The following is a 19,015-nucleotide window of genomic DNA, read 5'->3' as shown; positions in this document are numbered from 1 at the left end:
TCCTGCCGCCAGCCATTACGGAACAGCCCAATGAAATTCACCCTCTCCTGGCTCAAGGATCATCTTGAGACCGACGCCACGCTGGCCGAGATCGTCGAGCGGCTGACCTCGATCGGCCTCGAGGTTGAGCATGTCGACGACAAGGCAGGCCTGAAACCCTTCGTCATCGCCAAGGTGTTGACGGCAGTGCAGCATCCCGACGCCGACCGGCTGCGGGTGCTGACCGTCGATACCGGTGACGGCAAGCCGCCGGTGCAGGTCGTTTGTGGTGCGCCCAACGCTCGCGCCGGCCTGATCGGCGCCTTCGCCGCGCCCGGCACCTATGTGCCCGGCATCGACGTCACTTTGGCGGTCGGCAAGATCAGGGGCATCGAAAGCCACGGCATGATGTGTTCCGAGCGCGAGCTGGAACTGTCCGACGAACATAATGGCATTATCGACCTGCCCGAGGATGCGCCGGTCGGCACCAGCTTTGCGTCCTATGCCCATCTCGACGATCCGGTCATCGAGATCAATCTGACGCCGAACCGGCCCGATGCCACCAGCGTCTTTGGCATCGCCCGGGATTTGGCGGCGAGCGGCCTCGGCCGCCTCGTCGGCGGCGCGATCATGCCGCATGTCGGCAGCGGCATGTGCCCCGTGAAGGTGACGATCGAGGCGCCGGAGCTTTGCCCGGGCTTCGCGCTCAGGCTGGTCAGGGGCGTCAAGAACGGGCCGTCGCCGAAATGGCTGCAGCAGCGGCTGATCGCCATCGGGCTGAGGCCGATCAGCGCGCTGGTCGACATTACCAATTACGTCACCTTCGACCGCGGCCGGCCGCTGCACGTCTTCGACGCCGCCAAGGTCGCCGGCAATCTGGTCGTGCGCCGCGCCAGGGATGGCGAAAAGGTCCAGGCGCTCGATGGGCGCGAGTACACGCTGACGCCGGAAATGTGCGTGATCGCCGACGATAATGGCGTCGAATCCATTGCCGGCATCATGGGCGGCGAGCATTCCGGCTGCGACGAGACCACGACGGACGTGCTGATCGAATCCGCTCTCTGGGACCCGATCACCACGGCCCGCACCGGCCGGACGCTCGGCATCATCACCGATGCACGCTATCGCTTCGAGCGCGGCGTCGACCCTGAATTCATGGTGCCGGGCGTCGAACTGGCGACCAAGCTGGTGATCGACTTCTGCGGCGGCACGCCCACGGAGACCGAGGTGGCCGGCTATGCCGGGCATCAGCCAAAGATCGTTTCCCTTCCGCTGTCGGAAGTGAAGCGGCTGACCGGCATCGAAGTGCCAAAGGCGGAGAGCCTCGACATTCTGTCGCGTCTAGGCTTCCACGCGCAGGGATCGGGCGACGTCGTCGACGTGACCGTGCCTTCCTGGCGTCCCGATGTCGACGGCAAGGCCGATCTGGTCGAGGAGGTCATGCGCATCCATGGCGTCGACAACATCGCGCCGCAGCCGCTTGGCGCGCATGACATGGTCAACGGCAAGATCCTGACGACGCTGCAGATCCGCACCCGTGCCGCCAAGCGTTCGCTTGCCGTGCGCGGCATGATGGAGGCCGTTACCTGGTCGTTCATTCCGGCCAGGCACGCCGAACTGTTCGGCGGCGGCCAGACGGCGCTGAAACTCGCCAACCCGATCGCCGCCGACATGTCCGACATGCGGCCCTCGCTGCTGCCGGGGCTGATTTCGGCTGCGCAGCGCAATGCCGACAAGGGCATCGGCGACGTGGCGCTGTTCGAGGTCTCGGGCACCTATGAGGGCGATGGCGCCGACCAGCAGCGGCGCGTCGCCGCCGGCGTGCGCCGCGGCACGGCCAAGCTCGACGGCTCCGGCCGCAACTGGGCCGGCAATTCCGGTCCGGTCGGGGTGTTCGACGCCAAGGCCGACGCGGTCGCCGCACTCGAAGCCTGCGGCGCGCCGGTCGAACGGCTGCAGATCGAGGCCGGCGGACCGGCCTGGTATCATCCCGGCCGTTCCGGCACGATCAAGCTCGGTCCGAAGACCGTGCTCGGCACTTTCGGTGAGTTCCATCCGAAGACGCTGGAAGGGCTCGATGTCTCCGGGCCGCTATGCGGCTTCGAAGTGTTCGTCGACGCCGTGCCCGAGCCGAAGGCAAAGCCGACCAAGACCAAGCCGAAGCTGGAACTCTCCGCCTTCCAGGCGGTGAAGCGCGATTTTGCTTTCGTCGTGGACAAGGCGGTCGAGGCGGGCACGCTTGTTCGCGCCGCACTGGCCGCCGACAAGAAGCTGATCACCGGCGTCTCGGTCTTCGATATTTTCGAGGGTGGGTCGCTCGGAGCCGACAAAAAATCGATTGCCGTCGAAGTGTCTATCCAGCCGGTCGAGAAGACACTGACCGACGAGGATTTCGAGGCGCTGGCCAAGCGCATCGTCGAGAATGTCGGCAAGCAAACGGGTGGCGTGCTGCGCGGCTGAAAGCAATTCCAGGAAAAGTGTGAAACGGTTTTCCCGGGACAAGCGCGCGGCGCTTGCCCTTGGGAATTGCGTCAACGCTCGAAGGAATTCGGGATTGCCGGCAGGTGGCGAATCGTCCTCCAAAGGGCGATGCACCACCTCCGCTATTCCGGGCTGCCGTTCGAAGCGCAACGTGCGGCGTTTCTCGACATCGTATCGGCCGACCCGCTGCTCGCCGAAACACTGACCCGGGTGCGCGCGCTCGCGCTGCCGGACTGGCTGGTGGTTTCCGGGGCGCTCTACAACAGCGTCTGGAACCATCTGACCGGCAAGCCGTCGGGTTACGGCATCAGGGATGTCGACCTGTTCTATTTCGATGACCGTGATCTGTCCTACGAGGCCGAGGACGTGGTCATTCGTCGGGCGGCGCGGCATTTCGAGGGGCTGGCGCTGCCGGTCGAAGTGCGCAACCAGGCGCGGGTGCATCTGTGGTATCCGCGGAAGTTCGGGCAGGAGTGTCCGAGGTATGCGAGCGCGAGTGGGTCGGTGAGCTATTTTGCGTCGAAGACGCATGCTGTCGGGGTGCGGTTCGACGGCAACGGTGAGCTCGAATTGGTGGCGCCGTTTGGGCTCGACGATGTCTTCTCGTTCCGCATCACGCCGAACCGGGCAATGGACAACCAGCGCACACATGAGGCGAAGGGCAAGCGGGCGATGGAGAACTGGCCGGAAATTACGGTGATGCCGTGGTAGGAAGAAAGGTTGGCGCGAGGCGCCCCCCTCTGCCCTGCCGGGCATCTCCCCCACTTGGGGGGAGATCCGCAGCTTGGCGGTCTCGCCCTTCTTTCGACGTCGGCGATTGGCGAAGGCCGAAATGACATCCAATCTCCCCCCTGGTGGGGGAGATGTCCGGCAGGACAGAGGGGGGCGCCTCGCGCCAATGTTTCAAAGCTAGCCTATGCTGAAGGTCTATCCATTCACCAGCGCCAGCAGCTCCTCCGTATACCGCTTGCCCATCACCTTGTCCGGCGACAGCGCGTCCCCAATCGCCGCCACTTCCGCCACACTCAGCTCAATCCCAGCCGCCGCCGTGTTCTGCTCGAGATGGCGGATTTTTCGTGCACCAGGGATGGGGACAATAAAGTCGCCCTGGTGCAGCACCCAGGCCAGCGCCAGCTGCGCCGAGGTGACGCCCTTGTCGGCGGCCATCTTCTCCAGCGTGGCGACAACCTTGGCATTGGCGGCCATGGCATCGGCCTGGAAGCGCGGCAGGACACGGCGCCAGTCATCGTCGCTCAAGGTCTCCGGCTTGGCGATGGTGCCGGTGAGCAGGCCGCGGCCGAGCGGGCTGTAGGGCACGAAGCCGATGCCCAACTCGCGGCAGACAGCGAAGACATCGTCTTCAGGGTCGCGGCTCCACAGCGAATATTCGCTCTGCACGGCCGCGATCGGGTGTACGGCGTGTGCCCGGCGGATGGTGGCGGCGCTCGCCTCCGACAGGCCCAGCGCCCGCACCTTGCCCTCACGCACCAGCTCTGCCATGGCGCCGACCGTATCCTCGATCGGCACGTTCGGATCCACACGGTGCTGGTAGTAGAGGTCGATGACATCGGTGCCAAGCCGCTTCAGCGAGGCCTCGGCAACAGCCTTGACGTGCTCGGGACGGCTGTCGACACCGGCCATGCGATCCATGCCGGTGCCTTCCTCCAGGATCTTGAAGCCGAATTTGGTCGCGATCGTCACCTTGCCGCGAACCGATTTCAGCGCCTTGCCGAGCAGGATCTCGTTCTCGAAGGGGCCGTAGACCTCCGCCGTGTCGAAGAAGGTGACACCGATCTCGACGGCGCGGTGCAGAGTGGCGATCGCCTCGGCCTCCGGCTGGCCGCCATAGGCAAAGCTCATGCCCATGCAACCAAGGCCGACCGGGAAGACTTCGAGTTCAGTACCGAGTTTGCGGGTTTTCATCACGCGTCTCCTTGTTGTGATGCGGCAGAAATAGTGCCTTGCGGTCCGTTCGATAATCGGCTCTTCTTAGTACGGGTCGTTCCAAGAAATAGATCAATGAACCGAGCGCATCTCTCACAACTTGCGGTGCTGGCAACCGTTGCCCAATGCGGCAGTTTTCGCGGCGCGGCCAGGGAACTGGCGATCGCGCCTTCGGCGGTCAGCCACGCAGTCTCCAGCCTGGAAGCACGGCTTGGCGTGCGCCTTTTGGCGCGCAGCACGCGCAGCGTCGCTCCGACCGAGGAAGGCGCACGGCTGCTTGAACGGTTGCGGCCGGCGCTGTCCGAGATCGACCTGGCGCTGGAAACGGCCGTCGAGGCGCGCGACCGGCCTGCCGGCAATCTGCGGCTGACCGTCCCGCGCACAGCTGCGCATCTGACGCTGACGCCGCGGCTCGGCGCCTTTGCCGCCGCCTATCCCGAGATCGTGCTGGAGATCGTCATCGAGGACCGCTTCACCGACGTGGTCGAAGGCGGTTTCGACGCCGGCGTGCGGCTCGGCGAAAGCCTGCAGCGCGACATGATCGCGGTGCGCATCGGGCCCGATCTTCGCGGCGCCGTCGTCGGCGCGCCGTCCTATTTCGCGACGATGCCGAAACCTCGCCATCCGCGCGAGCTTGCCGACCATCGCTGCATCCGCTTCCGTTTCTCCAGCGGCGTCCTCTACCGCTGGGAATTCGAGAAGGACGGCGAGGAGATCGAAATTGCCGCGCAAGGACCGCTGATCCTCGACGAGGACCATCTGATCGCCCAGGCGGCGGTCGACGGCGCCGGGCTCGCCTTCGTCTTCGAGGACTATGTCCGCGCGCCGCTCGCCGACGGCCGGCTGATCCGCGTGCTGGAGGACTGGTGCCCGCCCTTTGAGGGATTCTTCGTCTATTACCCCAGTCGCCGTCAGATGCGGCCGGCGCTGAGGGCTTTCGTCGATTTCTTCAGGGTGAGCGGGTAGGCAACTCTGCCCCTTGGCGGCAAGGGGAAGAAAGCTGACCGCGCCAACGTTCGCCTCCCATGCAGACCATCACCAACACCACGACCCGCTATGGCTGGGCAACCATCGTCCTCCACTGGCTGATCGGGATCATCTTCATCGGCCAGTTCCCACTCGGCTTCGTCATGGTCAGGACCCAGAGCCAGCGTACCGCCTTCGAGCTGATCCAGCTGCACAAATCACTGGGCTTTCTGCTGCTTGGGCTCATCATCCTGCGTATCGCCTGGCGGCTCGGCAACGCCGCACCGCCCTTGCCGCCTTCTGTCGGCGCCCTGGAGCGTCGCTCGGCGCCGTTGGCGCATCTGGCGCTCTATGTCTTCCAGCTGGCCCTGCCTCTGTCCGGCTGGGCGCTGGTTTCGGTCTCGACCCTGGAAATCCCCAGCATGCCGTTCCACCTGTTCGTCATGCCCAACCTGCCGCTGCCCGAATCCGACGCCGCCGAAAGTTTTTGGGCGTCGGCGCACTGGTATCTCGCCTATGCCGGCATCGCGCTGGTTGCGCTGCATGTCTGCGCGGCCCTGCGCCATCATTTCCTGCTGCGCGACAGCGTGCTGACACGCATGATCACGCCTTCGTCAACCGGGGAATAGAACGGGCCTTGATCTCGTTGGTGGGGTGAGGACGCGAGAGAGCGTTGCCTCCGAACAAGGAACAATCCAATGCGTGCGCGAATCCTCGGATTGGCGGCTGCCGCCGCTTGTCTTGCCATGCCCGTCTATGCGGCAGTCGTACTCGGCGATGCCGCCGGCAGCTATACGATCAGCCAGGCTGGTTCCGCGATCCGCTTCACCATCGGCAAGGCCGGCGGCGGCGGCTTCGACGGCGCCTTTGCCCGTTTCAAGGGCACGATCCGCATCGACAACGATGATATCGGGCGCTCGAAGGTCGACCTCACCATCTATCCCGAAAGTGTCGGCACCGGCCAGGGCCGCATCGATGCCTTCCTGCGCTCCGATGCGGTGTTCGATGCGGCCAACAGTCCCGAAATCCAGTTCCGCTCGACAAGCGTGAGCCGCACCGGTGACACGACGGCGCTCGTCACCGGTCGGCTGACGGCGCGCGGCAAGACGTTTCCGGAAAAATTCACCGCCGAGCTCGACGGGTTGAAGGGCGGGGCGATCAAATTCCATGTCACCGGCAAGGTGCTGCGCTCGCACTACGGCATGGATGTCGGCACGCCGCTCTATTCCAACGTCGTCGATTTCGACATGACGCTGACTGGGAGAAGGGGCTAGGCGCGACCTGGTTCCTCGCCACAGCTTCGTGGGGCGGGGAACAGAGCACCCGCATTGGCTTTTCCGGCGATTTCGGGCAAACCTCCTTGCCTGTAACCGACAAGGAGAAGCGCGATGTTCCGATGGGGTGTGTTGTCGACGGCAAAGATCGGCCGCGAGCAGTTGTTGCCAGCAATCGTCGAGGCGGAGAACGGCGTGCTGTCGGCGATCGCCAGCCGCGACCTGTCGAAGGCCAAGGCATTGGGCGACCGCTTCGGCGCGCGCCATGCCTTCGGCTCCTATGAGGACCTGCTCGCTTCCGACCAAGTCGACGGCGTCTATATCCCCTTGCCGACGTCGCAGCATGTCGAATGGACGGCCAAGGCCATCGAGGCCGGCAAGCATGTGCTGGTCGAAAAACCGCTGGCGCTCGACGCCAAGAACATCGCGCCCCTGATCAAGCTGCGTGACGCCAAGAAGGTGCTGGTCTGCGAAGCCTTCATGGTCATCTACCATCCGCAATGGATCAAGGTGCGTGATCTCATCGCCAGCGGCGCCATCGGCCGGCTGCGCCATGTGCAGGGCGCTTTCTCCTATTACAATGTCGATCCCAACAACATGCGCAACAAGCTCGATCTCGGCGGCGGCGCGCTGCCCGACATCGGCGTCTACCCGACCGTGTCGACGCGCTTTTCGACCGGCAAGGAGCCGCTGCGCGTACAGGCAACGATCGAGCGCGACAGGACATTCGGCACCGACATCTATTCCTCGATCCGCGCCGATTTCGGCGATTTCGAACTGTCCTTCTACCTGTCGACCCAGATGGCGGCACGCCAGGTGATGGTGTTCCATGGTGAGAAGGGTTTCATCGAAGTATTCTCGCCCTTCAATGCCGGGCTGTACGACCATCACCGCGTCGAACTGCACAACCAGAATCACACCGAGGCGCAGGTGTTCCGCTTTCCCGGGACGCAGCAATACAGGCTGGAGGTCGAGACCTTCGCGCGGGCGGCGCAAGGCGGCAAGGAGCGGGTTTTCACGCTGGAAGAATCCGTGCTCAACCAGAAAGTCATCGACGCCATCTTCCGCGCCGGCGACACGGGCGGCTGGGAGACCGTCTGAGACCCGCATTAAATAGCCGGCTAATCCTGGGAGGAAAAATGGCTGACGACGCGGATGTCATCATTGTCGGCGCCGGCCTTGCCGGGCTTGTTGCCGCCGCCGAGCTTGCCGAGGCCGGCAAGAAAATCATCATCGTCGACCAGGAGCCGGAGCAATCGCTGGGCGGCCAGGCGTTCTGGTCGTTCGGCGGGCTTTTCCTGGTCGATTCGCAGGAGCAGCGGCGCATGCGCATCCGCGACTCCCATGATCTGGCGCTCGAGGACTGGATGGGCACCGCCGCTTTCGACCGGCCGGAGGATTTCTGGCCGCGCAAATGGGCGGAGGCCTATGTCGGCTTTGCCGCCGGCGAGAAGCGCTCCTGGCTCCTGCAGCGCGGCCTGAAATTCTTTCCTGTCGTCGGCTGGGCCGAACGCGGCGGCGGCAATGCCATCGGCCATGGCAATTCGGTGCCGCGCTTCCACATCACCTGGGGTACCGGTCCCGGCGTGCTAGAGCCGTTCGTCCAGCGCGTGCGCGAGGCGCAAAAGCGCGGATTGATCGACTTCAGGTTCCGCCATCGGGTCAATGAGCTGACGCGGACGGGTGCGGCCGTGACCGGCGTGCGTGGCGACATCCTGCAGCCGAGCACTGTCGAGCGTGGCCACAAGAGTTCGCGCGATGTGTCAGGCGACTTCGAACTGCATGCCCAGGCGGTGATCGTCGCCTCCGGCGGCATTGGCGCCAACCATCAGCTTGTCCGCGAGAATTGGCCCAAGCGGCTGGGCACGGCACCGAAGCGCATGATCACCGGCGTGCCCGACCATGTCGATGGCCGCATGCTGGCCATATCGGAACAGGCCGGCGGCTCGATCATCAACCGCGACCGTATGTGGCACTATGTCGAGGGCATCAAGAACTGGGCGCCGATCTGGACCGATCATGCCATCCGCATCCTGCCCGGACCGTCCTCGCTGTGGCTCGATGCCCGGGGAAAACGCCTGCCGGTGCCGCTTTATCCCGGTTTCGACACGCTGGGCACGCTCAGCCACATCATGAGCACCGGCTTCGACTATTCCTGGTTCATCCTGACCAGGAAAATCATCCAGAAGGAATTCGCGCTGTCAGGCTCGGAACAGAACCCCGATCTGACGGGAAAAAGCTGGTGCCAGGTGCTCGGCCGCGCTACGTCGGGCATCCCCGGTCCCGTCAAGGCGTTCATGGAAAAGGGCGAGGATTTCATCGTCGAGGCCGATCTTTCGAAGCTGGTGGCGCGCATGAACGCGCTGGCCGGCGGCGAACCGCTGCTCGATGTAGCAGGGGTCGAGCGCGAGATCCGTGCCCGCGACATGCAGCTCGACAATCCGTTCTCCAAGGACATGCAGATCACCGCGCTGCGCGGCGCGCGCGCCTATCTGGGCGACCGGCTGATCCGCACGGCAAAGCCGCACAAGCTGCTCGACCCGGCGAACGGACCGCTGATCGCGGTGCGCCTCAACATCCTGACCCGCAAGACGCTGGGCGGCCTGCAGACCGATCTCGACAGCCGCGTGCTAGGTCCCGACGGCCAACCGGTACCGGGCCTCTATGCCGTCGGTGAAGCCGCCGGTTTCGGCGGCGGCGGCGTGCACGGCTACGCGGCGCTCGAAGGCACGTTCCTGGGTGGCTGCATCTTCTCGGGCCGCAGCGCGGGCCGGGCAGCGGCACGTTCGGTGGGGTGAGATGGCGGCGTCTTGCAGGCCTTTGGCCAGGCATGGCAAGGCCGACGACATCGGCCATGCAACCGACGAACCGCAGCGGTGGTTGAACGCGACCCGTGTCGCCGCTCCATGCTTGGCCGGGTGGACGTTAAACGCAGTCAAGTTGTGTTAAGTTGGGTAAAATCCCGCCGCCCGCCCGCATTTGTGCCTTAGGGGCCGGCATGAATGACGGACGGAATGGAATGAACAAGGTCCTCCTCATCGACGACGATGTCGAGTTGACGACGCTGCTGCAGGAATACCTGGTCGAAGAAGGGTATGACGTGGCGACAGGCACGGACGGCGGCACGGCGATTGCCGCCGCCGCGCGCAACGCGGCGGACCTGATCGTGCTCGATATCATGATGCCCCGAATGAACGGGATCGAGGTCCTGCAAAGGATCAGGAAGCTGAGCCAGGTTCCGGTGCTGCTGCTCACGGCAAGAGGCGATGACATCGACCGGATATCGGGCCTTAACCTCGGCGCCGACGACTATGTGACAAAACCCTGTTCGCCGGGAGAGCTCGCGGCCAGAGTGCGTGCGATCCTTCGCCGTGCGAACCAGCCCGCGGTCGGCGCGTCCGCTGACACGCTGAGAGCGGGACCGCTGGTGATCCATCCGGGCAACAGAACCGCCGAATGGGACGGGCAGCTGCTGGAGCTTACCGGTACGGAGTTCAGCCTGCTCGAAGTTCTCGCTCGCCATGCCGGTCAGTTGGTGCCGAAGCAAGACATCTCGAAACGGGCTTTTGGAAAGCCGCTAGCCCCGTTCGATCGCCGCATCGACGTCCATATCAGCAGCGTGCGTCAGAAGCTCGGCCTCAGGGACGATGGACAGTCATGGATAAGGTCTGTTCGCGGCCAAGGCTATCAACTTCTTTTGGACTGACATGCCCCGGCTGTTCAAGAAGTTCTTCGCGATAACCTGGCTGACGCTTGCCGCGTCCGTCGCGATCATAGTCCTAACGCTCGACTTCTTTCAGACGCTTCCTTCCGCTTCGAAACTGGAACGCCAGAAGCAGGAAGTCGTCCTCGACCTGACTGAAAACCTCCTTGTCAAGGACGGTGAAGATGCCGCTCGGCGCTTTGCCCGTGCAAGCGAGGACACGGTGCCGGTCGGCCTCACGATCTCCGAGATCGCGGGATCCGGCGCATGCACCGATAGGAGCACGGCGGAGACAAGAACCGTCCTGAAGGACGGGAGTTGCTACCGGATCTCCGTGCCTCGGCAATACAGCGTCATTCTCGACAAGCTTGGTCCGTTCGTACCAGGGCTCGGTATTCTGATTTCGAGCGCGATATCGGCGGCCGCGCTCGCCCGATATCTCATTCGTCCCGTCGTGCACCTTCGCGACGGCCTGAGCGCGCTCGCCCATGGCCGCTTCGACGTCCGCATCGGACACAAGATGGCAGGCCGGAAGGACGAGGTCTCCGCGCTCGCGCATGATTTCGATTCTAGCGCCGCGCGGTTGCAGGAGCTGCAGGAGGCACAGCAGAGACTTTTCCACGACGTGTCCCATGAGCTGCGCTCCCCGCTGTCACGTCTGCAAGCCGTTGGGGGTGTCCTTCGGCAGAGTCCGGGCAAACTCGATGCCATGCTGGATCGCATGGACCGGGAGATCGAACGGCTCGATGCGCTGGTCGGCGAAGTGCTGACGCTCGCCAGGCTGACGGCCGGTTCCCGCCTCCCTCTGTCGACACAGAGGCTGGACGTCATCGATCTCCTGAACGAAATCCTGAGCGACGCGGCGTTCGAAGCCCAGGCACGCCAGGTTTCGATCACCGCCAATGTCAACGACAGCTTTCTTGCCGAGGTCGAAGGCGAGCTGATCTGCCGGGCGCTGGAAAACGTCATTCGCAACGCCGTCAAATACACCGCCGAACATTCGCAAATCATCGTGCAATGCGAGACCACGGAACACCTCCTCAAGGTGTGCGTCGTGGATCAGGGGCCGGGCGTCAGGCGAGACGAACTCGAACGAATCTTCCAGCCATTCTCCCGCGGCAACGACGCGGCACCCAGAGGCGGGTACGGTCTTGGCCTTGCGATCGCGAGACAGGCAATCGAGCGCCATGGCGGGCGCGTATACGCGTCGCTGCCGGACGTCGGCGGCTTGGCCATCATGCTGGAGATTCCTCGGCAGCCGGCCAACGATCGAGGTTGATGGCAAGGTTTACCCAACTTTACACTGCCTTTACCGCCATTAACGCTGGCATCGCTAAAGCTGGACCGCGACCCCGGTTCTTCAAATGCGAGAGAGTGGACTGATGTCGGTGACCACGACGGTGTTTCAGCAGGGCAAGAGGATGCGGTTCCTCTGGCTGGCCGTGCCATTACTTTTGACGCCGGTCCTATTGTCGCAGAGCGCCTGGCCGCCGGAGACTCTTCCTCGCCAAGGCATGGAGCTTATTGGCTCCGCATTTATCATAATATGTGTCGCCGGTCGGTGCTGGGCATCGCTGTATATAGGCGGACGCAAGAACCGGGAACTCATAACGAACGGCCCTTATAACCACACCCGCAATCCGCTGTACTTCTTTTCTTCCCTAGGGCTTGCCGGCATCGGCCTGATTTTCGGGTCAGTGGCGATTGCGGCCTTCTACTTCCTGTTTGGGTATCTGGTATTCGCTTATGTCTCAGGCCGCGAATCGATTGCTCTTGACGGGCTTTTTGGCGATGCCTACCGGGAATATTGCCATGAGGTGCCCGCCTTCCTCCCTCGCTTCGGACGAAGCGTTGGCGACGTCGCGCATCAATTGCCCAGGACGTTCAACCCGGTTGCGCTGAAGCGTACCGCTATCGACAGTTCCTGCTTTCTCCTTGCAATCCCCGGGTCCGAACTCATCGAGTCGTTGCAATCCGCAAAGCTCCTCAAACCAATACTGCACCTCTTTTGATGGCTGGGCTGCCGGCCCGATGAAACAAGTTTCCTCCGGCCCGCGTACGGTTCTGAGGCGAAACGCCCCGCTGGCCGCACCATCACGCTGGCGCTTCCGGCGACGTATGCGCCGGCTGAAGATCCGTGCCGATCGTGGGTTTTACCCAACTTTACACTGCCTTTACCGCGATTAACGCTGGGGCCGCTAGAGCTGAACCCATGATGCCGGTTCAGACGATTTGACAATGATCCTGAAGCTTCGACGACTTGAAATGCGGCCGCGAGCAGCGCTCTGCGCGGCCCTGTGGTTGTCCGCCTGCACGAGTGTGCCCTTGCCCCAGGGTACGTCCCTCAGTTCCTACGCCGGAATGAGCCCATCCACGGGCATCCTCGCAAAAGCGAGATTGCGTGTGGATTCGGCGCCGGTGCTCGCCGCACAGACCGTGCGCATTGTACCGACCGCGACGCAGATCGGCAGCAGTGGCTTCGATCCCAAAGACCTGGCGCTCGTCGCCAACGCGGTCGACCGGGCGCTCTGCACTGACCTTAGCGACCGCTTCCAGGTCGTGGCCCCGAGCCTGCCAGCGGACCTCATCGTCCACGCTACCGTCACCGACATCGTTGCGACCAATCGTACGGCGGCGGCGGGTTCCGTCGTTGCGTCGCTCGGCGCCTCGGTGGCGGGGCTCGGCGTTCCAGTCCCCCGGCTTCCGATCGGCCTCGGCGGCCTGGCCATCGAGGCCGAGGCCGTCGACAAGGACAGTTCCCAGAAGGCAGCCATGCTCTGGTCGCGCGGTGCAAACATAATCACGACCAAGGCTCGGGTGTCCACGGTGGGGGATGCGTATTCGCTCTCTTCGGCCTTCGCCGCTGACTTCAGCCGCATGCTGCTCAAGGGCAAGGACCCGTTCAAGGGAATGCCGGCGATACCATCGATGCAAAGACTGCGGGCCTCGCTCGGCGGTGATCCGAAACACGATGCCTGCAAGGCGTTCGGAACGGCTCCCGGCATTCCGGGAATGGTCGCCGCCCGCTTCGGCCTGCCGCCCACCTGGACCGACAAGGGCGCCGCGGTCTCCCGCTAGCGATAGCGGATATCTGTCGCGAGAAGCGGCGCTCTGCCGCACTTCGAGCAATCTAGAGCCGTTCCAGGAAAAGTGTGTAGCGGCTTTCCGTCCGGAATTGCGTAAAAACAAAGAGTTAGAAGAAGCACGTCCAAGATTGGCAGCGGCGGCGGTCGCAATCATGGATCATGGGATCGAGTTCGGAACTGCTGCGAACCCTCGTTGCCGCTTCCAGCGAAGAATCGGCGGCGTCGGCGCTCATAGTTCTGTACTGAAATGGCGCGCCCGAAGAGATTCGAACTCCTGACCCCCAGATTCGTAGTCTGGTGCTCTATCCAGCTGAGCTACGGGCGCGCATCAGGCCATGTTTTCGACGGCCCCGCGATCCGATCCGAAAGACCGGCCGCGAATGTGTGCAGTTCCCTAACGACTGAATTTGCGAAAAGCAAGCCGATCCGGCAAAAGTTTTGTCGCAAGCCTGTCATCCAGCGATGCCGGCGCCGATCCCGGCACTTCGAGCCGTGGGATCAGCCTGAATCCAGACGGCGGACAATCGGGCAAGGTCAGGGAAGAGCGGCGGGTCCGGAAGGCGAGTAATCCTCAGTAAACGGCCGGACGCCGTCAGGCCGGGCGGCGCAGGCTGCCACGGGCCTGGTCGAGGCGCACCGGCTGGTCGGGGATGGTGACGGCGAATGTCGTGCGCCCGCCAATCGACTCGACCAATTCCACAGTGCCGCCATGCGCGCGGATCAGTTCATGCGCGATGGCCAGGCCAAGACCGGTGCCGCCGCTGCGCGCGGAGCCGCGGAAGGCCGCGAACAGGTTTTCGCGCGCCTTCGGCGGCAGGCCGGGGCCGGTGTCGGTGACGGCGATGCGGCTGACACTGCCCATGCGCTCGGCCGAGACCGCCAGCCGGCGCACCACGGCGCTTTCGGTATCGGCCGCCATCGCCTGCACCGCGTTGCGGCAAAGATTGGTGAGCACCCGGAACAACTGGTCGGAATCGGCGTCCACCTCGAACGCCGTCTCGACGGCGTTGATGAACTCGATGCCCTCCTCGATCGCCAGCAGGCCGTGCACGTCCTCGACAAGCTGGCGCAGCCGCACCCTGCGGCGCGAGGGCGGCGGCTCCTGCGTGCGGCCGTAATGAAGCACGCCCTCCGAATAGGCGACGGCGCGGTCGAGCGCGCGCACCAGTTTCGGCGCGAAGGCCTGCACGGTCGGATCCTTGACCTGGCGCAGGCGGTCCGACAGCAGCTGGGCCGAGGCCAGAATGTTGCGCATATCGTGATTGATCTTCGATACGGCGAGGCCGAGGTCGGCCAGATGCTTCTGCTCGGCCAGCATCTTTTGCAGCCGCTCCTGCATCTGCGACAGTTCGCGTTCGGCCACGCCGATCTCGTCGGCGCGATCGGCGGGGTGAATGATCCGCCCAGGATCGTCGGGGGCCTGGGAAAAGGACAGCATCGAACGCGTCATGGTGCGGATCGGGCCGATCATGATCAGGTCGATCGCGGCATAAACCAGCATGGCCGTGAACAGCGAGATCAGGAGCGAGACGAAGGCGACGTTGCGCGAATAGATGAGCATGGCCTTGCGCAGGGAGTAGTCCGGCATGATCAGCTCGAACTCCTTGTCGCTGTCGCCGACCGGTCCAAAAACCCGCAGCATCCGGTCGCCGCCGAAAAACAGCGTGTCCAGCGCGCCGGTCATGCCCTTGACCATGCCGATGCTGGCGAGATCGATGTGTTCGTCGACCTGTGGCGGCATGTCGGCCACCACCAGAAGCCGCGAGACACCGCCGTCGCGCACCGCGATCGCCTTGGCGCCGATGGCCATCAGCACGTCGTTCTGGGCCGTGCGCGACAGCGAGGTCGACTCGCCCTGCACCAGCACGATCGACACGGCGGCGGCCGTGCTCAGCCTCTCCTTGAGCCAGCTCAACCTATAGCTGGCGATCCAGGGCAGGAAGATCAGCACTTCGGCCAGCAGCACGAAAACGATGGTGAGCAGCAGCAGCTTCGTCGACAAACCGCGCGACAGGGGTACCGTGCGGACGGCGGCTGATGCCGTTCCGGTCCCTTCCCCTGCTTGGCTGGCTTCGCTCATGCGACTCGATCTTCACAATCACTTGATCAGCCAAGATTAGGCGATTACGGCTTTTTTGCCAATTTCTCCCTTGGTCGGAAAAATAGATGCTCCAAAAGAGGTGCGTCTTTAGCGCGCCGACGCCGGATTGACTTCCAAAACCCTTCTTTCTATAAGCCCGCTCACGCTCGGGCCATTCGTCCCGGCGCGGTTTCGATCGCGCCAAAACCGGCCCGGCAAAGCTCCTGTTACAAAGTGACAGAATCAAGAAGGGCCGCACCCCGCGGTATTAAAACAAATGAAGCGTACCTACCAACCGTCCAAACTCGTCCGCAAACGCCGGCACGGCTTCCGTGCTCGCATGGCCACCAAGGGTGGCCGTGGGGTCGTCGCAGCTCGCCGCAACCGCGGCCGCAAGCGGCTCAGCGCCTAAGCGAGACGAGATCGTTGCCCGCAACCGGCAAGCCAGTGGGGCAAAATCCCAAGCGGCTTCTGAAACGCGCGGAATTCCTGGCCGTCCGTCGTGGTGAAAAGCGACGCGGACGGTTTTTCCTCGTCGAGGTCCTCGACCGCGGCGACGGCGGGATGCCGCGCGTCGGCTACACCGTCACCAAGAAGGTCGGCAACGCTGTTGTGCGCAACCGCGTCAGGCGGCGGCTGAAAGAGGCCGTCCGCGTCCATGCCGCAGATGACATGGTGCCCGGCAATGATTATGTCATCGTCGGGCGCGATGATGCGCTGCGCGCCCCCTTCGGCCAGTTGAAGGCCGAACTCTCCCGCCGGATTCGCGGAACACGATAGGCCAAGGGCTCTCGATGGAAAACAACCGGAACTTCTTCATCACCATCGCCCTGTCGGTGCTGATCCTGGCGCTGTGGCAGTATTTTTATGTCCTGCCGCGCAGCGAGCAGCAACGCGAGGCGGCTCGCATCGAGCAGCAGCGCGTGGAAGAGCAGAAGAAAGCGGCCGAGGCGGCCAACCCGGGTGCGGCAACGCCCGCCCCGGCTCCCGGCGCCATTCCCAACGCGCCGGGCGGCGACGTCGTCACCGCGGCCGGCCGCGACCAGGCACTGGCGACTTCGAAGCGCGTCAAGATCGATACGCCGAGCGTCGAGGGCTCGATCAATTTGACCGGCGCGCGCCTCGACGACCTCAAGCTCAAGCACTACACCGAGACCGTCGACAAGAATTCGCCCGAGATCGAACTGCTCAACCCGCAAGCGCTGCCCACCGGCTATTTCGCCGAGATCGGCTTTGTCGGCAACGACAAGACCGGTGCGGTGCCGGGCGCCGAAACGGTGTGGAGCGTGGACGGCAATCCGACGCTGACCCCGTCGACGCCGGTGACGCTCACCTACACCAACGACAAGGGCCTGACCTTCAAGCGCACCTTCTCCGTCGACGGCAATTACATGTTCACGGTGTCGGACACGGTGCAGAATGCCGGATCGAGCGCGGTTTCGCTGTTCAACTACGGCCGCGTCACGCGCTACGACAAGCCGGCCGTCGCCAGCACCTATGTGCTGCATGAAGGCCTGATCGGCTTCACCGGCACGGAAGGCCTGCAGGAACACAAATACGCGTCGGTCGAGAAGGACAAGCAGTACCAGCCCGGCAAGTCGACCGACGGCTGGCTCGGCATCACCGACAAATATTGGGCCGTCACGCTGGTGCCGACCGAGAAGCAGCCGTTCCAGCCGCGCTATGCCTATTTCGAGGATGGCCGCCACCGCTACCAGTCCGACTTCCTGACCGACCCGATCAATGTCGAGGCCGGCCAGTCGGCGACCGTCGAGACCGAGGTCTTCGCCGGCGCCAAGGAAGTCGCCAAGATCAACGCCTATGCCGAAGAACGCCACATCAAGCGGTTCGACCTCTTGATCGACTGGGGCTGGTTCCACTTCATCACCAAGCCGATGTTCTGGCTGATCGACACGCTCTACAAATTCCTCGGCAATTTCGGCCTGGCGATCCTGGCCACCACCGTCATCGTCAAGGCCATCTTCTTCCCGCTCGCCAACAAGTCCTACGCGTCGATGGCGAACATGAAGAAGGTGCAGCCGAAGATGCTCGAGATCCGCGAGAAATACGCGGACGACAAGATGAAGCAGCAGCAGGCGATGATGGAGCTGTACAAGACCGAGAAGATCAATCCGCTCGCCGGCTGCTGGCCGGTAGCGCTGCAGATCCCGGTCTTCTTCTCGCTCTACAAGGTGCTCTACATCACCATCGAGATGCGGCACGCGCCGTTCTTCGGCTGGATCCAGGATCTGGCGGCGCCCGATCCGACCTCGCTGTTCAACCTGTTCGGCCTCGTTCCGGTCACCCTGCCGCACATGCTGATGATCGGCGTCTGGCCGCTGATCATGGGCGTCACCATGTTCCTGCAGATGCGCATGAACCCGACGCCGCCGGATCCGACGCAGGCCGCGATCTTCACCTGGATGCCCGTCATCTTCACCTTCATGATGGCCGGGTTCCCGGCGGGTCTGGTCATTTACTGGGCCTGGAACAACACGCTGTCGATCCTGCAGCAGGGCGTGATCATGAAGCGCCAGGGCGCCAAGATCGAGCTCTGGGACAATCTGGTGGCGCTGTTCCGCAAGAAACCTTCGCCGGCGGAATAGCCGGCTTCGAGAACACAACCCAATGTCAAAAGCGCCGGCTCGTCCGGCGCTTTTTTCGTTCAGGCAAGCCTCTGTTCACGTTCCCGTGATCGGCGAAACTGAAGCCGCTCGCGGGGCGTGACTGCGTGTGCATTTCCAAAGGCTATCAATTCCGATCAGCCCTCACCGGAGGAAGACCACATGCGCTTGCCCACATTCAGGACCATCGCCCTATCAGCCCTCATCGCCGGCATGGCGATTGCCGCGCCGGCCTATGCCAAGAACCCGAATGTCGGAGGCGCGCCGATGTACGCCACCAAGACCATCGTCGAGAACGCGGTCAAGTCGAAGGACCACACGACGCTGGTCGCCGCCGTCAAGGCCGCCGGCCTGGTCGACACGCTGCAGGGCGCCGGCCCGTTCACCGTGTTTGCCCCGACCAACGAAGCTTTCGCGGCGCTGCCGGCCGGCACGGTCGACACGCTGCTGAAGCCCGAAAACAAGGACAAGCTCACCAAGGTGCTGACCGCGCATGTCGTGGCCGGCAAGATTTCGGGCGCCGAGATGATGAAGAAGGCCAAGGCGATGGGCGGCAAATACGAGATGAAGACCGTCTCGGGCGACACGCTCACCGCCGAAGTCAAGAAGGGCAAGCTCTACATCATGGACGAGTCCGGCGGCGAGTCGAAGGTGACGATCGCCGACGTCAACCAGTCGAACGGCGTCATTCACGTCGTCAACAAGGTTCTGTTGCCGAAGTAGCGGCTTCCGGCGAAAAGGGGGCGGCGGCGGATCGTTGGGGCTTTCCCGGTCCGCCATCCCCGCCTCATGACGAGGTGCCATGTTTCTTGCGAAGCCGTATCGGCGAGGCCGGGGTCCTGTCGTCCCTCACAGGGCCCCGGTTTCTTGCTGTGAGG

17 protein-coding genes and 1 tRNA gene are annotated in these 19,015 nt (G+C 63.7%); 15 read left to right on the top strand and 3 right to left on the bottom strand.

What is annotated here, in order from left to right; translation table 11 throughout:
* Positions 1–30 precede the first annotated feature (30 nt).
* Positions 31–2,439, top strand: coding sequence for a phenylalanine--tRNA ligase subunit beta (gene pheT, locus EN804_RS26720; protein ID WP_135921723.1), 2,409 nt, complete (start codon positions 31–33; stop codon positions 2,437–2,439).
* Between the two features lie 129 nt (positions 2,440–2,568).
* On the top strand, positions 2,569–3,171 hold the full coding sequence (locus EN804_RS26710; protein ID WP_135882758.1) for a nucleotidyltransferase family protein: 603 nt from the start codon (positions 2,569–2,571) through the stop codon (positions 3,169–3,171).
* Positions 3,172–3,387: 216 nt separating this feature from the next.
* Here the strand turns inward: EN804_RS26710 and EN804_RS26705 are convergent, their stop codons facing one another.
* Positions 3,388–4,383 carry an aldo/keto reductase gene (locus EN804_RS26705; RefSeq protein ID WP_135921722.1) on the bottom strand — a complete coding sequence of 332 codons (996 nt, stop codon included), beginning with the start codon at positions 4,381–4,383 and terminating at the stop codon, positions 3,388–3,390.
* A gap of 96 nt (positions 4,384–4,479) precedes the next feature.
* Between EN804_RS26705 and EN804_RS26700 the strand changes: the two genes are divergently transcribed.
* The 9 genes from EN804_RS26700 (at position 4,480) to EN804_RS26660 (ending at position 13,425) form a co-directional block, all read left to right on the top strand.
* A complete protein-coding gene (locus EN804_RS26700) occupies positions 4,480–5,370 on the top strand; it encodes a LysR family transcriptional regulator (protein WP_135862538.1) in 891 nt (296 codons plus the stop codon).
* A 59-nt stretch (positions 5,371–5,429) separates the two neighbouring features.
* The gene (locus EN804_RS26695; protein WP_135921721.1) at positions 5,430–5,999 is read left to right on the top strand and encodes a cytochrome b; all 570 of its coding nucleotides are present in this window, start codon (positions 5,430–5,432) and stop codon (positions 5,997–5,999) included.
* A 69-nt stretch (positions 6,000–6,068) separates the two neighbouring features.
* Entirely contained in the window at positions 6,069–6,644 is a 576-nt protein-coding gene (locus tag EN804_RS26690) for a YceI family protein (protein WP_135921720.1), read from the top strand.
* Between the two features lie 114 nt (positions 6,645–6,758).
* Positions 6,759–7,745 carry a Gfo/Idh/MocA family oxidoreductase gene (locus EN804_RS26685; protein ID WP_135921719.1) on the top strand — a complete coding sequence of 329 codons (987 nt, stop codon included), beginning with the start codon at positions 6,759–6,761 and terminating at the stop codon, positions 7,743–7,745.
* A gap of 38 nt (positions 7,746–7,783) precedes the next feature.
* The gene (locus EN804_RS26680; RefSeq protein WP_135921718.1) at positions 7,784–9,442 is read left to right on the top strand and encodes an FAD-binding dehydrogenase; all 1,659 of its coding nucleotides are present in this window, start codon (positions 7,784–7,786) and stop codon (positions 9,440–9,442) included.
* 221 nt (positions 9,443–9,663) lie between these two features.
* A complete protein-coding gene (locus tag EN804_RS26675; protein ID WP_135921762.1) occupies positions 9,664–10,350 on the top strand; it encodes a response regulator in 687 nt (228 codons plus the stop codon).
* 1 nt (position 10,351) lies between these two features.
* A complete protein-coding gene (locus tag EN804_RS26670) occupies positions 10,352–11,626 on the top strand; it encodes an ATP-binding protein (RefSeq protein WP_135921717.1) in 1,275 nt (424 codons plus the stop codon).
* A 103-nt stretch (positions 11,627–11,729) separates the two neighbouring features.
* Positions 11,730–12,359: an isoprenylcysteine carboxylmethyltransferase family protein gene (locus EN804_RS26665; RefSeq protein ID WP_189521927.1), complete on the top strand. Its 630-nt coding sequence runs from the start codon at positions 11,730–11,732 to the stop codon at positions 12,357–12,359.
* A 226-nt stretch (positions 12,360–12,585) separates the two neighbouring features.
* Complete coding sequence (locus EN804_RS26660; protein WP_135921716.1) at positions 12,586–13,425, top strand: DUF3313 domain-containing protein; 840 nt, start codon at positions 12,586–12,588, stop codon at positions 13,423–13,425.
* Positions 13,426–13,681: 256 nt separating this feature from the next.
* Here EN804_RS26660 and EN804_RS26655 read toward each other — a convergent pair.
* Positions 13,682–13,758 (bottom strand) — tRNA-Arg (locus EN804_RS26655).
* Positions 13,759–14,025: 267 nt separating this feature from the next.
* The gene (locus EN804_RS26650) at positions 14,026–15,513 is read right to left on the bottom strand and encodes a HAMP domain-containing sensor histidine kinase (RefSeq protein WP_135921715.1); all 1,488 of its coding nucleotides are present in this window, start codon (positions 15,511–15,513) and stop codon (positions 14,026–14,028) included.
* A 277-nt stretch (positions 15,514–15,790) separates the two neighbouring features.
* On the opposite strand from EN804_RS26650, the gene rpmH reads away from it, so the two are divergent.
* The 4 genes from rpmH (at position 15,791) to EN804_RS26630 (ending at position 18,860) form a co-directional block, all read left to right on the top strand.
* Positions 15,791–15,925, top strand: a complete 135-nt coding sequence (gene rpmH / locus EN804_RS26645; RefSeq protein ID WP_008833937.1) for a 50S ribosomal protein L34 — start codon at positions 15,791–15,793, stop codon at positions 15,923–15,925.
* 14 nt (positions 15,926–15,939) lie between these two features.
* The gene (rnpA, locus tag EN804_RS26640; protein WP_127873309.1) at positions 15,940–16,293 is read left to right on the top strand and encodes a ribonuclease P protein component; all 354 of its coding nucleotides are present in this window, start codon (positions 15,940–15,942) and stop codon (positions 16,291–16,293) included.
* Positions 16,294–16,307: 14 nt separating this feature from the next.
* The gene (gene yidC, locus EN804_RS26635) at positions 16,308–18,119 is read left to right on the top strand and encodes a membrane protein insertase YidC (RefSeq protein ID WP_127873308.1); all 1,812 of its coding nucleotides are present in this window, start codon (positions 16,308–16,310) and stop codon (positions 18,117–18,119) included.
* 180 nt (positions 18,120–18,299) lie between these two features.
* On the top strand, positions 18,300–18,860 hold the full coding sequence (locus EN804_RS26630; protein WP_135921714.1) for a fasciclin domain-containing protein: 561 nt from the start codon (positions 18,300–18,302) through the stop codon (positions 18,858–18,860).
* Positions 18,861–19,015: the final 155 nt, after the last annotated feature.

Origin of the sequence: Mesorhizobium sp. M8A.F.Ca.ET.161.01.1.1, from assembly GCF_004792105.1 — a bacterium.
Taxonomy (GTDB): Bacteria; Pseudomonadota; Alphaproteobacteria; order Rhizobiales; family Rhizobiaceae; genus Mesorhizobium.
The sequence above is the reverse complement of the archived record's forward strand: the minus strand, read 5'-3'. Positions and strand labels throughout refer to the sequence as shown.

Excerpts from the sequence above, each read along its gene's own strand:
- pheT (WP_135921723.1), top strand. The coding sequence starts at position 31 with ATGAAATTCACCCTCTCCTGGCTCAAGGATCATCTTGAGACCGACGCC.
- EN804_RS26710 (WP_135882758.1), top strand. The coding sequence starts at position 2,569 with ATGCACCACCTCCGCTATTCCGGGCTGCCGTTCGAAGCGCAACGTGCG.
- EN804_RS26705 (WP_135921722.1), bottom strand. The coding sequence starts at position 4,383 with ATGAAAACCCGCAAACTCGGTACTGAACTCGAAGTCTTCCCGGTCGGC.
- EN804_RS26700 (WP_135862538.1), top strand. The coding sequence starts at position 4,480 with ATGAACCGAGCGCATCTCTCACAACTTGCGGTGCTGGCAACCGTTGCC.
- EN804_RS26695 (WP_135921721.1), top strand. The coding sequence starts at position 5,430 with ATGCAGACCATCACCAACACCACGACCCGCTATGGCTGGGCAACCATC.
- EN804_RS26690 (WP_135921720.1), top strand. The coding sequence starts at position 6,069 with ATGCGTGCGCGAATCCTCGGATTGGCGGCTGCCGCCGCTTGTCTTGCC.
- EN804_RS26685 (WP_135921719.1), top strand. The coding sequence starts at position 6,759 with ATGTTCCGATGGGGTGTGTTGTCGACGGCAAAGATCGGCCGCGAGCAG.
- EN804_RS26680 (WP_135921718.1), top strand. The coding sequence starts at position 7,784 with ATGGCTGACGACGCGGATGTCATCATTGTCGGCGCCGGCCTTGCCGGG.
- EN804_RS26675 (WP_135921762.1), top strand. The coding sequence starts at position 9,664 with ATGAACAAGGTCCTCCTCATCGACGACGATGTCGAGTTGACGACGCTG.
- EN804_RS26670 (WP_135921717.1), top strand. The coding sequence starts at position 10,352 with ATGCCCCGGCTGTTCAAGAAGTTCTTCGCGATAACCTGGCTGACGCTT.
- EN804_RS26665 (WP_189521927.1), top strand. The coding sequence starts at position 11,730 with ATGTCGGTGACCACGACGGTGTTTCAGCAGGGCAAGAGGATGCGGTTC.
- EN804_RS26660 (WP_135921716.1), top strand. The coding sequence starts at position 12,586 with ATGATCCTGAAGCTTCGACGACTTGAAATGCGGCCGCGAGCAGCGCTC.
- EN804_RS26650 (WP_135921715.1), bottom strand. The coding sequence starts at position 15,513 with ATGAGCGAAGCCAGCCAAGCAGGGGAAGGGACCGGAACGGCATCAGCC.
- rpmH (WP_008833937.1), top strand. The coding sequence starts at position 15,791 with ATGAAGCGTACCTACCAACCGTCCAAACTCGTCCGCAAACGCCGGCAC.
- yidC (WP_127873308.1), top strand. The coding sequence starts at position 16,308 with ATGGAAAACAACCGGAACTTCTTCATCACCATCGCCCTGTCGGTGCTG.
- EN804_RS26630 (WP_135921714.1), top strand. The coding sequence starts at position 18,300 with ATGCGCTTGCCCACATTCAGGACCATCGCCCTATCAGCCCTCATCGCC.